Here is a 12,662-nt window from a genome sequence, read left to right on the forward strand (position 1 = left end):
GCGCGGCTTTGATATTCAGGTTCTATAGTTAAAGGGCTATAAAAGGAGAACCGGTATGTACAGCCATTATTTTGGGTTAACTGAGCCGCCATTCTCAATTGCACCCAATCCTCGTTTTCTCTATATGAGTGAGCAACACAGAGAAGCACTGGCACATTTACTGTATGGCATTAACAGTAACGGCGGCTTTGTGTTGCTGACCGGTGAAGTGGGAACCGGTAAAACCACTGTGACGCGGTGCCTGCTTGAACAGCTTCCTGAGAACACCGAAGTTGCCCTGATTCTTAACCCCAAATACACAGTTACCGAATTATTGGCCACCATTTGTGATGATCTCGGTATCTTCATAACAGCCGACTCCCGCAGCCTGAAAGAATACGTAGACCGGATTAACCAGCACCTGATTACAAACCACCGCCATAACAAAAATACGGTGCTGATCATCGATGAAGCACAAAACCTTTCGACCGATGTCCTTGAAACTGTTCGCCTTCTGACCAACCTGGAGACCAATACTCAAAAACTGTTACAGATTATTCTGGTGGGCCAGCCGGAACTGCTTGAACTGCTGTCCCAGCCCATGCTGCGTCAGCTCAATCAGCGAATCACCGCCCGGTATCACCTTAAAGCACTGCAGCCGGATGAAATTCAGGCATATATTAATCACCGTCTGGCGGTGGCAGGCGTAGACTGCCCCCTGTTTAATCTGGACGCCACAAAACGGCTATATAAGCTGACAAAAGGTGTTCCCAGACTGATCAACATCATCTGTGACCGGGCGCTTTTGGGCGCCTACGTACAGCGGGAAAATACAGTCAAAATAGACGTTCTGGGTAAGGCTGCAGGGGAAGTGTTCGGTGAGCAACAGGTAAAGAAAAAATACCTCCCGCAATTCATTAAGCCGGTCTGGTCAGGTGTTCTGGTATCAGTCATTGCCGGCTTTCTGATCTTTGGCTACCCAGGCTATCAGGCACTGATCAGCCACGCACAGGCGCTGGTGAATCACCAAACAGACAAAACAGATACAGTTAACACATTCCCGGAAACACCGGCGATAGCCGCCACAACAGCCGACCGTACAGAACCGGAAAAATTAACAAACAGACATGCTTCATCAGTAACCGTTAAAGGCTTTGAAGAAGCAGAGCAGCCTGAACGCCAAAATACAGATATACAAACACCTGAAAACACTCCGTCAGACCAGACAGATCAGCACAAACAAAACGATGCCACGCCTACCCGCAACGTTGCACTACTTACCCCGCCTCAGGAGGTGGAGCCTGAAGCTGAAATTACTGGAAAACCCGCCGCATCTGACCCGGTAACATCTGCAGCCACCCCAACACTGTCGAACCCGGCAAACTGGTACTGGGAGGGGGAAGAGCAGGCTGATCTGAGCAAAACACTGGCATATCAGTATCTGTTTGAGCTGTGGGGCGAAAATTATGACCCCTTACAGCAACCTGATGTTTGCAAGGCAGCCAGCAGCTTCGGACTCAGCTGTTATTTCAGGGTCAGTAATCTGGATGAATTACGTCGGATAAATCTGCCTACCGTTATCAAAATGCAGAACGCCCGGGGACAAATCTTTTACGCCACCATCAGTGCAATTGACGGTGAAATTGCCCGCTTATATGTGGCCGAAGAAACCCGCTATGTAGAGCTGAAAAACCTTGAACTTTGGTTGTCCGGCAATTTTACCCTGTTCTGGAATCCGCCCGACGGATATAAACACATCTTAAAGCCCGGCAAAAAAGGCCCTGAAGTCACCTGGCTTGATAAACAACTGGCTGCCATTCAGGGGCGCGCGCCAAGACAACCGTCACCACAACGTTATGATGAAGCGCTGGTCTGGCAGGTTAAAAAATTTCAGACGACAGCCGGCCTGATACCGGACGGTGTAGTCGGGCCAAAAACACTTATCCAACTGACGGTAAAGGCTGGAAAAGACACACCACAACTGACCAGTCCATAGGAGGGCAGAGGTGTCATATATTCTCGACTCTCTCAAACGTTCTGACAAAGAGCGCACACTGGGATCAGTACCCACACTGCAGAGCCTGCCGCTGATAAGCGATACGCCACCACGTAAACGAACCATCAATGCAAAATGGCTGGTAATATCGGCAGCGCTTCTGCTGGCCGCTTATACAGCTAGCCTGCTAATCATGTCAGACACACCAGTAAGAGTAACAGCCCATACACCTGTGCAGTCAACGGCGGCAATAGCCGGAGAAAACGTCATACCGGCTGAGAAAACAACGGACACACAAAACATTATGAATCCGGAAGTAATCCCTACAGAGCACGCCACAAGTGTAACGTCTGATGACTTGCCGGAGATAAAGCCCCATGACGGATTCGGCATTTCATCATCTACACAGAACCGTTTAAAAGGCGTTAAAGTCCAGTTACAGGATCACAAAACAAAGGCTCCCAGCCAGCCTGAAGCTCAACAGGCTGCAACAGTAACTCAGCCGAAAGGCCGTTCTGAGCAACCGGTAGAAACCACCAGTGAAAGCTCGCTGTCTGCAGCAGAACAAAGCATCAGACCAAGGTTGCTCACGGCGCCTGAAAAACTGCCGCCAACCGCAACAAAGCATAAGAATCCCCCGGCCAGAGATCCTTACCAGGGGATTCTGCATGCCCGGCAACTGCCGGAAGGCTTAAAAAGAGAGCTTCCGGAACTGAACTTCAGCGTACATATTTATTCAGCCAACGCGGCCAGTCGCATGGTAAAGATAAACGGCCGGAGCTATCGACAGGGGGAAAATGTTTCACAGGGTCTCAGGCTGGATGAAATCACCCGCGACGGGGTGATTATGACCTTCAAAGCTCAGCGCTTCTGGCAACTTTCGCGGTGACGGCAAACGATTATCCGCATTTTTTATTTTGCAGGAACAGGCTTATCTACAGCTGTTTAACCGGCAGCAATTATCCTTCAATTATTTTGGCAGAACGGATTGCTGATTTAGTGGTAAAAATATCAACTCGCAAGGAATAATCCTCCTTTGTTGAGTGAGTGATGAGGCGCTCAGTCCAGTGTCAGCATGGGCATACAGGGAAAGGCTGGTGCCCAGGTAGTCACTACCTAAACATCCTGCGCCTTAGCACTGGACGCCCGCTCCATATTGTCTGAATCCACATACAGCTCATCCGTTGTCCGGATGCTGCCATGCCCCAGATCCGCCTGAACGTGGGCCAGGTTACGACCGGCGGCAACTTCCATTGAAGCGCCCGTGTGCCGAAGCCAGTGGGTTGTGGCAGCACGAAGCTCTGCAGCCTCCACTTCAAAGCCGTCCTTTAACAACGACTCACAGCTCTCCGTGAAGGCTACTTCAACAATATTACGCAGCTGACGGCTGCCAATACCGCGCTTTTTAACCCTGGATTCGATCACAGGCTCGCTGGAATCCTTTGATGGCAGGGGGGTTAAGCCACGGTGTGTACGGTAACGTTTGAGAAACTTCAGATACTCATCAGAGATAGACACATCCCGTTCTTTAGAGCCTTTACCAAAGGTGCGATACCACCAGTTTCCTTCATGATCCCGGTGAAAGTGTGACATAACCGGTAGCCAGTTAGGCCGCTCAGACAGTTCAGAAATACGCAGTTTCAGGGACTTAAGAGTAGCGATAACAAACAAAGTACGTTCATGGGCCTGATCGGCATCCGCCATGGCTACAGCTGTGCTAAGCAGATACTCCCATTGCAGTTCAGACAGCCGTTTAGCCGTATTGATGCCGGTTTCCTGGCGTAAATACGGGCAGTTTTTCTTTACGATAGGAATATGGTTACCCGGAGCGTAATCCTCAGCCATCAGGTAATTGAAATACACGCTCAGGTTTGAAAACAACCCTTGCCAGGACTTGGTATTCAGGCGGCCTTTGCCGGCGCCGGCTAGACGGAAAGGGCGCCAGTCTTCATTAGGTTCACGCCGACCATTAGTACTCAGAAAGCGACGTACGGTTGCTGGTGCCTGCCAGTTGCTGTCAGGTTTTGCGACAAAGTCTGTGTATTCTTCAAGATCGCGCCGACGGAGCTCAACAACGGATTTTCTTTGAATCAGCCACGCCCATAACAGCAGGCGTTCGGCATCACCGCGGAACTTATCGTAGGTATCCTGGCTTTTCTTACTGTAACTGGCCAGAAAATCACGGGTATAGCGGTAATCGTCCAGCGCACCATCAACACCGAGGCTAAGCACAAATTTTTCGACTGCCGGTGACTGATCGGGAAAGACTGCATTTCTGGGGATCTGGTTAAAGTATTTTGCAGAATCAAACAGCGGCAAACCGGGAAAGGATTTGTCAGACACGGATCAGAACCTCCGAAGAAAACTTAAAGGTGTTGAGTATATGTATTTACACACTCAACTTCCAGTAGTGTCTACTACTGGAAGTTTAATATAATCTCAAATAGAGCCATATCCGGCTGCAACCCCGTTACTTTTCTTTACAGCCGCAACGATAACGGCCTGTTATCAGATACCTGGCTTAGTCATATTGCTGGGAGACAATCCGGAACCTATGTTCACAAACAGGAACCACACAAACCCGTGCACAACTCTAAGTACACAGAATACTGCTTCCTGTTGCATTGAGCCTGCCACGTTCAACATTCAGTTTGATGGGCTCATTCACAACACAGATCTTCTCCAGAAATATTTTTTAAGAATCTCACTGCGATCCGAATGCCTGGCAAAGGCAGTTTTGGAAATACCAGAAGCTTCACAGATTCGTAACTGAGCAATGCTGACTGATTAGTTCAACTGAAAAACCGATGTCCTTATTTGCAGCTGCTGATCTGTTATTAACAAAAGCCATCAGTACAGACCCTGAGTAAAGCCCAGCACTGACAAAGGCACATTTCACGAAAGCACAGTGAATAATTTCAGACATAACCCTGATCAACCGAACTGAGCGAACAAGTCGAATGAGCAATACAACAGAGCCTGAACATTGAATCATCTAACTCTCCGCACAAGCTACCTAGGCTTTCACAAAGCCCAGCAGCCAGAACAGACACGAAGCTGTACCTTTGCCTGCTAATCTGAAGAAGGCGAATGCCTCAGAACCGGAAGAGACCAAAGCGCTGATCACACAACTAATGAAAACAATCAGACCGCCAACGGAAAGAAGAATATGCCCGTAGCACAACTGATAGTTGAAAGAGACTTGTTGAAAGAGCTATGCAGTTATCATTTCACAGCAAAATGATTTAAGGCTAAATGTTAACTTTAAAATAACAGGTGACGCTATGTGCACAGAACCATACCCAGTACCCGAAATTAAAATTAGCGACGCTCTCCGCACGGAGAAAACCGCGTGAGAATCTGATCTGATGTTCCATTCATAACAAAACAGTACCTTCCTGCAGAACAGGCGCCATATGAATACAAAAAGCATCACTCTATTTAACATAATATACATTATGCGAAATAAGATATTGTGTTATTTATACGTCATATAATTGGCTAGTACCAACCAACATCTTAATTAAATGTGCTCCTTATCCAGTATTCAACCGGATATCTGGCATTGCTGACAGATACCAGCTTGTGAACCGGCATCCATCCGGAACAAACTAATTATCTGCTATTAATAGATTGCCAATAACTGATGCATACCTGGATACCTGCCTCGAAGACCATCAGAAAATCAATTGATAAAAAACAAATTTCATTACACAGCGATTCGTTAATAAGATGAATTAATATCGCGCGCTACGTGCACGAAACCATACTCACCCCACGAAACAAAAATTAACAGCACTCTCCGCACGATAATTTTGAGCCACAAAAAGCGCCAGATGAACGCCATCTGTAAACAATGCTAATCAAAAACTGCAGATACAAAGGCACCGGATTATCCGGAGCCCTTTGAGAATCAGATCAACAACCGGCCAAAAATGACAGGCACAAAAAAACCCGGATTAACCGGGCCTCTTTGTTGTATTGCGTGCTTCAAACCATTTGTATGGGTGTCGGTGCCTGTTCGTAGCTGCATACCTGATACATCGAAACATTCACAAGCTCACCGGTTTTGTATGACTGAACCACCAGTGTTTGTGCGCCGCCCAGCGCTTCAACTTTATTCAGCACCTGATACGGAACCGCTTTGCAAAGCTTACGTTCGCCATCCATATAGTGATCAGCATCTATATAGATGTCATCGCCAATCTGGATTTCGCGCCACATAAAGTCGGCCTCAACAATAAGGTCTGACTGATCCTGCCTGATTGGGTTCATACCGGCCTCGCTTTCGCTGGGTTTTATTGGCGTTACTATGCCATTAAGCATAGCTGAAGCTCGCATTTTTAGTGCCATATTTATGCCTGAACTCTTTAAGCCTGAACTATGTTGTGACGAATCGCCATGTGAACCAATTCAGAATTATTACTAATCTTCAGTTTCCGTAAAATATTTGCCCGGTGCGCATGAACAGTCTTAGGGCTGAGAAACATTTTCTCTGCAATATGCGCAACCGGCTGCCCCTCTGCCAGGCATGAGAATATCTGAAATTCACGCTTTGTCAGCAAACCAAAAGGCGTACCTTCTTCGCCACTGCCGGGCGAAAGCTTTTCTTTGATACTCTCAGCGAAATATGTTTTCCCGCTGGCGACTTCACAAACAGCCATTAAAAGCTCATCCGGCGCACAGCGCTTGGTTAAATAACCACTGGCACCCGCCTGAACAACATGGGCCGGAAACGGCTCACTCTCCATAACCGTTAAAACCAGTACTTTGGCTTTAGGGTCTTTTGCACGGATTTTTCTGATAGCCTCTAGCCCTCCATATGCCTGCATGCCTTCCTGTTCGGAATCATCCTGGGGCATTGAAAGGTCCATAATTATCACGTCTGGCTGGGTTTCGAAGTATTTTTCAACTGCTTCCTGCCCACTGCTTGCCTCGGCAATAATGTCTATGCGGCTATCATTATCAAGCAATCTCTGAAAACCTGCCCGCACTACAGGATGATCATCCACTAAAAGTACTTTGATCAGTTCACTCATAATATTTACAAAGGGTTACGCTCGATATGTATTGATGTTACTGAGAATAATCAAGTTAAACTACTGCAGACTACCTATTTTGAAACCTATTCTTTAAAAAGAATTATTCTCATTTAATTATTGCATCCGCACCGCGATACACTCCAAAGGTTTCAACATCCAGTGCAACTGCCGGCGATACGTCTTCCGGGTCAACCTGGGCTGGCATTGCAACCAGTTCGTCACTGTACCCTACAAGCTGGACACCCTCTTTTTTGCAATGCATCAAAACTTTTTCAAGCGCCCGCACAACGGCTGCCTGTCGGGTACTCAGCTGACAATCAGTCGGCCGGTCTTCTTCCGGTGTTTTGCTGGTCACCTGACGAACCGCAAAACCCTGCTCATCCACAAGCTGAACGGTGACGCCCGCCTGCTTTTCTTTGACCAAAACGTCTTTTGCCAGTGCGAATACCGCTTCTTCAGTGCAACAAACCGCCGCACTTACATCCACTTCGCGAATAGCTTCCAGGACATCCTCATACGTGGCGTTTTTTTCCAGATATATATCCATAGTATTCCAGGTCACATGGCTTGGGTGTTCTTAGCCGCATCTGCGCGACAGTAATCATTATTTATTCAGACTCAGGATCAGTGAATGCAGACGCTGCACCTCCTGTTCCTTTGCAGATTTTTCGGCTTCCAGTGACTGAAGCCGTAAATCCTGCTGAATTATTTGCTGCTGCGATTGCTGATATGCATCGCGCAAATTCGTCAGTTCGCCTTCAAGTCTTTGATTATGCTGCGAGAGCCGTAAATTTTCATCCGTTAATTGAATTACTTTCTGCCCGCTTTGTGTATCCGTCGCTGAAAAATCAGATGCTTTGTTTGATATCAGGGTCGCTTCACGGGCATTCAGCGCTGCCAGTTTATCGGCATATTCCATCTCAAGCGCCTGCTTTTTAGCTGACATTTCAGCGTCTGAATGGGCCAGCGCCTTCTCCCAAATTCCGTTCGCCATGTCAAAAATATGCTCCGGGATATCCGGTCGCTGACGCTGCATTTGCAGCCGTTCACCGAGACTTTGCCACCACGCATTCAGGGCTTTATTAATGGTTGTCAGGCTGCCGGTTCCCAGCAGATCCCGCACAGATTGCTGAGTAGGTCGCTGGCCTTTCGCCAGCAACTCATCCGCTGCAATAAAGACTTTCTGATAGGTTGAATCGTGTTCGCTCATGATATTATTAATACACAATACATACTGAATAATATGTATCATACCAGCGTTAGTAACAACTAACTAGCGCGGCAGTGTCGACAATCCTTAGATTCTTTAAAAAACTGCTTTTAATTCAGTGCGTTTATTCATATTCTGAAATTACCTGCCTGAAAAAGGAGAAGTACCATGACTACACGTGTCGCAATCAATGGTTTTGGTCGTATCGGTAGAAACATATTGCGTGCTTTATATGAGTCAGGACGACAGCACGAAATCAACGTAGTAGCCATCAATGATCTGGGCGATCCGGCCAGCAATATTCACCTCTGCCAGTACGACAGTGTGCATGGCAAATTCGCTACTCAGATACAGCTGGTTAATAATGAAATGCACGTCGGATCCGACCGCATTAACATGCTCAGCGAAGCAGACCCGCAGGCACTGCCCTGGTCTGATCTTGATATCGACATTGTGTTTGAATGCACCGGCAGATTTACATCAAAAGAAGCCGCCTCTGTGCATCTGAATCAGGGCGCAAAACGGGTTTTGGTATCCGCCCCCTGCAGCGGTGCCGACGCCACCATCGTCTATGGCGTCAACCATCACAACCTGCGCGCTGACCACAGAGTTATCTCTAACGCGTCTTGCACAACCAACTGCCTGGCCCCTATGGCTAAGATTTTTAATGACGCCATTGGCATTCGCCAGGGGGTTATGACAACCATTCATGCTTATACCAATGACCAGCATCTTTCCGATACCGCCGGCGGGGATCTTTACCGTGCACGGGCAGCAGCACTCTCGATGATTCCAACCAAAACCGGCGCGGCTCAGGCGGTCGGTCTGGTATTACCGGAAATGAATGGCAAGCTTACCGGCATGGCTGTCCGGGTCCCGACAGCCAACGTCTCCCTGGTAGATCTGAGTTTTATCCCTGAACGGGAAACCAGCGCTGATGAAATCAACAGTCTGATGCAGGCCGCTGCGCTGGATCAGTACCATCAAATACTGCATTACAATGAGTTACCGCTGGTATCTGTTGATTTTAATCACCACCCCGCTTCCTGCATCTTCGACTCTACACAGACGCTCTATGCCGATGGACTGGTGAAGGTATTTGGCTGGTATGACAACGAATGGGGATTCTCCAACCGTATGCTGGATACCTGCAAGGCGATTGCCGCCCTGTAAAACTTCTGCATAAAAAAACGGGCAGTTTAACTGCCCGTTTTTTATCCGGTAATAATAATGTTCCGCTGCGACAACCTGGCTACATCTTCATCCTGGTGGGTAACCAGCAATAACGTCTTACCCGTGCTTTCAACCTTCTCCTGTACCCAGTCAGCGGCGAGCTCCCGGGTTTTGGCATCTAGCTCAGCAAAAGGCTCATCAAGCAGTACTACAGGCTCCGGACGCAACAGCGTCCTCAACAGAGCGATTCGCTGCCGCTGGCCACCGGAAAGCTGCGCAGGCATCTTCTCCAGCAGCTCTGACACTCCCAACTGCTCCGCCTCCGCGCGGATAAGCACTTCATCAGTCCCCTGAAGCGCCAGCGTTAAATTCCTGATTACCGATAAATGCTCAAACAGATTATGTTCCTGAAACAGCATCGCAACCGGTCGCTTGTCAGCCGGCAACCCCAGAAGCGGCTCGCCATCAAAACTGACTGCGCCGGATTCAGCTGCCACAAAGCCCGCCAGACACAGCAACAACGTTGTTTTACCCACACCACTCTCACCCTGCAGCGTTACCCGCTCACCGGGCGCAATAGCCATATCATAAGCAAGCAACTTATGATCCCGACGTACTTTAAGAGACTCTACCTTTAACATATTGATATTTATCGCTTATCTTTAACTTTATAAGGTAACTTCTGAACTACAAATAATTTCATTAACCCGGCACACATCAAAAGCAGAACCAGCGAAGCCATCGCCGCCTCATCCATTCTGTAGGTACCGGCATAACTGTAAATCAGCCATGGCAAGGTAATCAGGTCCTGATGCCCGAAAATTGCAAACACCGCGACATCTCCAATGGCCAGTAACAAACCTAACGCAAATGCATTAATCAGCACCTGCCGTAAATATGGTAACTCAGCCTGCAGCCGTAATAGCGGTGAAAACTTAAGGTTCCGCACTAACTGATCATACTGCGCATCGTACTGAAGCAGACGCGGCCGCAGCTGCTGCACTACAAAAGGCACTACCGCCAGCGTATTCAGCACGACCACCAATACCAGACCGTACTGATCAAGATCCGTTTGCGGCAGCAACAGCACATACAGCCCGACACTGGTCACCATAGCCGGCGCTATCAGTGTATGGGTGGCCAGCCACTCCAGGAGCCACTGCCGCCGGGTCATGCCACGGTAACGGGCCTCCCTGACAGGCAGCAGCAACAAATAACCGATGATCACCGAAAGACAGGCAGCCATAATACCCAGTAAGGCAGACAACAGTATCGGCTGCAATAATGCCAGATAATCAAATTCCAGCAGATCATTCCGCGCCGCCTGAAAGACCAGGGATACCAACGGCAGCAACAGAAACACCCAAACCAGCCCGTAACCGGTGCGGTAAGCAACTCCCGCCCATTTGCCGGGCAACGGGCGCCAATGGCTGTCCGGCAGGTCCACACTCAGCCAGCCGCCACTGCCTTTTCGGTACAGCACAACAAACAGCCCGCCCGCTATTATCAGCTGCGTCCAGGCAAAGCTAAGAGCCTCGGGAATATTAAAGTCATATTTGAGGGCCTGATAAATCGCCACCTCAAGCGTGGTTGCCTGCGGCCCGCCACCCAGCGCCAGCACCACCGCAAAGCTGTTAAAGCAGAGAATAAAAACGAAACCCAGCAACATAACCAAAACCGGACGCAGCACCGGCAACTCTATATAACAAAAGCGTTGCCAGTGACTGAGTTTCAGCTGCAAAGCCAGCCGCCAGGCAGGATCAGGTATATTGTTATATTGCTGGCGTAACATTCTGATAGCAAAAGGCATGTTCAAGTAAATATGCGCCAGCAAAATGCCATGTAAACCGTAAAGATTCCAGTCATCCGGCAACAGCGGTAACAGCCAGCCGGAGCGGCCAAACAATACAACCAACCCGGTAATAAGCACCAGCGTCGGCATCACAAATGCCAATAAGCAAAGCCGAAGAAACGACTGCTGCCCCCGGAGCGTCGGCAGAAAATACAGACCACGAGCAACCGGCCACGCCAGCATGACAGACAGCACAGCACTCAGTACCGCCTGCTTCACAGAAAAGGAAAGTACGCCCCAGAAATAAGCGTCGCTGAAAATGCTCAGATCGGCTCCCTGCCCTGAGAAACCAATAAGCCCCTGAAAGGCCAGCACTGACACAGCAATGTTGCCGGTCAGTACCAGTAAAGCGACTACCAGCATATACAACCCTGTAATGCTGGCTGGACAGATTTGATCGTCACGTTATTTAGCAGCAGCGCTGCGCCATTCGCGGATCCATGATTTACGTTGTTTGGCCACTTCTTCAGACGTGAAGCCGATACGTTCAACATTCGCCAGACGGCCAAACACTTCCGGAAGCTCTGTATTTTTTGCTACCGGCAGCATCCAGTTTGTTACCGGCAGAATTTCCTGCGCTTCAGGCGATACCATGAACTGTAAAAACTGCTGAGCCAGCTCTGGCTGTTTACTGGTATTCAGCACCGCAGCAACCTCAACCTGAGCCACATGCCCCTCACTGAAAGCAGCTGCTTTGTAATTATTTTTTTCTTCTACAACAGCATGATAGGCCGGAGACGTTGTGTAACTCAGTACGTAATCAGCGCCACCCTCCAGGAACATACTGTACGCTTCCCACCACCCCTTAGTGACGGTCACAGTATGCTGGCTCAGCTGCTTCCATGCCGCTTCAGACTCATCTCCGTAAACCGACTCAACCCACATCATCAATCCCTGGCCCGGCGTACTGGTGCGGGGATCCTGATAGATGACACTGGCATCGCTATTAATCAGTTCACGTAAAGATGTTACAGGCTCTGCAATCTTGTCCGCATCGTAAACGAAGGCGAAATACCCCATATCAAAAGGCACAAACTGCTTATCCTGCCAGTTAAGTTCAGCCCGCAGCTCGGGCAATTTCACCTTATGTTCAGCGATCAGACCAGTGGCACGGGTTTCTTCCATCAGCGCATCATCAAGGCCCATAATGATATCGGCCTTATTCTTTTTCCCTTCAACCCGCAGGCGGTTCAGAATACTGACACCGTCATCCACCGCAATGAAATTCACATCACAGTTGCACTGCGCTTCAAACGCCGCCTCAAGCTTAGGACCCGGGCCCCACTCTGAAACAAAGGAATCATACGTATATACATTCAGCGGTTCTGCCTGAGCAACGTTTGCCGACAATACCCCTCCCGCAGACAGTGATACAGCAGATGCCAACAGCGCCGACTTAAACTTAGACAT

General features: G+C 48.8%; 11 protein-coding genes. 3 read left to right on the plus strand and 8 right to left on the minus strand.

Going from position 1 to position 12,662, the window contains the following annotated elements; genetic code table 11:
* Positions 1 to 55 precede the first annotated feature (55 nt).
* Positions 56 to 1,975, plus strand: a complete 1,920-nt coding sequence (locus PCI15_RS11975) for an ExeA family protein (RefSeq protein WP_271270202.1) — start codon at positions 56 to 58, stop codon at positions 1,973 to 1,975.
* A gap of 10 nt (positions 1,976 to 1,985) precedes the next feature.
* On the plus strand, positions 1,986 to 2,864 hold the full coding sequence (locus PCI15_RS11980) for a general secretion pathway protein GspB (protein ID WP_271270203.1): 879 nt from the start codon (positions 1,986 to 1,988) through the stop codon (positions 2,862 to 2,864).
* A gap of 227 nt (positions 2,865 to 3,091) precedes the next feature.
* On the opposite strand, the gene PCI15_RS11985 is transcribed toward PCI15_RS11980, so the two are convergent.
* From PCI15_RS11985 to PCI15_RS12005, 5 genes are all read right to left on the minus strand, one after another.
* Complete coding sequence (locus PCI15_RS11985; protein WP_271270204.1) at positions 3,092 to 4,318, minus strand: tyrosine-type recombinase/integrase; 1,227 nt, start codon at positions 4,316 to 4,318, stop codon at positions 3,092 to 3,094.
* 1,647 nt (positions 4,319 to 5,965) lie between these two features.
* Entirely contained in the window at positions 5,966 to 6,250 is a 285-nt protein-coding gene (locus tag PCI15_RS11990; RefSeq protein ID WP_205656409.1) for a hypothetical protein, read from the minus strand.
* Positions 6,251 to 6,345: 95 nt separating this feature from the next.
* Positions 6,346 to 7,014: a response regulator gene (locus PCI15_RS11995; RefSeq protein WP_271270205.1), complete on the minus strand. Its 669-nt coding sequence runs from the start codon at positions 7,012 to 7,014 to the stop codon at positions 6,346 to 6,348.
* A 109-nt stretch (positions 7,015 to 7,123) separates the two neighbouring features.
* Complete coding sequence (locus tag PCI15_RS12000) at positions 7,124 to 7,564, minus strand: response regulator (protein WP_271270206.1); 441 nt, start codon at positions 7,562 to 7,564, stop codon at positions 7,124 to 7,126.
* Positions 7,565 to 7,621: 57 nt separating this feature from the next.
* The gene (locus PCI15_RS12005) at positions 7,622 to 8,227 is read right to left on the minus strand and encodes a DNA-binding protein (RefSeq protein WP_271270207.1); all 606 of its coding nucleotides are present in this window, start codon (positions 8,225 to 8,227) and stop codon (positions 7,622 to 7,624) included.
* 168 nt (positions 8,228 to 8,395) lie between these two features.
* Between PCI15_RS12005 and gap the strand changes: the two genes are divergently transcribed.
* The gene (gene gap, locus PCI15_RS12010) at positions 8,396 to 9,400 is read left to right on the plus strand and encodes a type I glyceraldehyde-3-phosphate dehydrogenase (RefSeq protein ID WP_271270208.1); all 1,005 of its coding nucleotides are present in this window, start codon (positions 8,396 to 8,398) and stop codon (positions 9,398 to 9,400) included.
* Between the two features lie 41 nt (positions 9,401 to 9,441).
* Here gap and PCI15_RS12015 read toward each other — a convergent pair whose 3' ends face one another.
* Genes PCI15_RS12015 through thiB form a run of 3 tightly spaced genes read right to left on the minus strand, consistent with a single transcriptional unit; the run spans position 9,442 to position 12,662 of the window.
* The gene (locus PCI15_RS12015) at positions 9,442 to 10,041 is read right to left on the minus strand and encodes an ATP-binding cassette domain-containing protein (RefSeq protein ID WP_271270209.1); all 600 of its coding nucleotides are present in this window, start codon (positions 10,039 to 10,041) and stop codon (positions 9,442 to 9,444) included.
* A gap of 8 nt (positions 10,042 to 10,049) precedes the next feature.
* The gene (locus PCI15_RS12020) at positions 10,050 to 11,615 is read right to left on the minus strand and encodes an ABC transporter permease subunit (RefSeq protein ID WP_271270210.1); all 1,566 of its coding nucleotides are present in this window, start codon (positions 11,613 to 11,615) and stop codon (positions 10,050 to 10,052) included.
* A gap of 42 nt (positions 11,616 to 11,657) precedes the next feature.
* Positions 11,658 to 12,662 (minus strand): thiamine ABC transporter substrate binding subunit, encoded by a 1,005-nt coding sequence (gene thiB, locus PCI15_RS12025; RefSeq protein ID WP_271270211.1) that lies wholly within the window; start codon positions 12,660 to 12,662, stop codon positions 11,658 to 11,660.

This window comes from Aliamphritea hakodatensis (assembly GCF_024347195.1).
Lineage (GTDB): Bacteria > Pseudomonadota > Gammaproteobacteria > Pseudomonadales > Balneatricaceae > Amphritea > Amphritea hakodatensis.

Bases quoted from the DNA above. Each gene is read 5' to 3' on its own strand.
- PCI15_RS12015 (WP_271270209.1), bottom strand. From the start codon at position 10,041: ATGTTAAAGGTAGAGTCTCTTAAAGTACGTCGGGATCATAAGTTGCTT.
- PCI15_RS11990 (WP_205656409.1), bottom strand. From the start codon at position 6,250: ATGAACCCAATCAGGCAGGATCAGTCAGACCTTATTGTTGAGGCCGAC.
- PCI15_RS11995 (WP_271270205.1), bottom strand. From the start codon at position 7,014: ATGAGTGAACTGATCAAAGTACTTTTAGTGGATGATCATCCTGTAGTG.
- PCI15_RS12000 (WP_271270206.1), bottom strand. From the start codon at position 7,564: ATGGATATATATCTGGAAAAAAACGCCACGTATGAGGATGTCCTGGAA.
- gap (WP_271270208.1), top strand. From the start codon at position 8,396: ATGACTACACGTGTCGCAATCAATGGTTTTGGTCGTATCGGTAGAAAC.
- PCI15_RS12005 (WP_271270207.1), bottom strand. From the start codon at position 8,227: ATGAGCGAACACGATTCAACCTATCAGAAAGTCTTTATTGCAGCGGAT.
- PCI15_RS12020 (WP_271270210.1), bottom strand. From the start codon at position 11,615: ATGCTGGTAGTCGCTTTACTGGTACTGACCGGCAACATTGCTGTGTCA.
- thiB (WP_271270211.1), bottom strand. From the start codon at position 12,662: ATGTCTAAGTTTAAGTCGGCGCTGTTGGCATCTGCTGTATCACTGTCT.
- PCI15_RS11975 (WP_271270202.1), top strand. From the start codon at position 56: ATGTACAGCCATTATTTTGGGTTAACTGAGCCGCCATTCTCAATTGCA.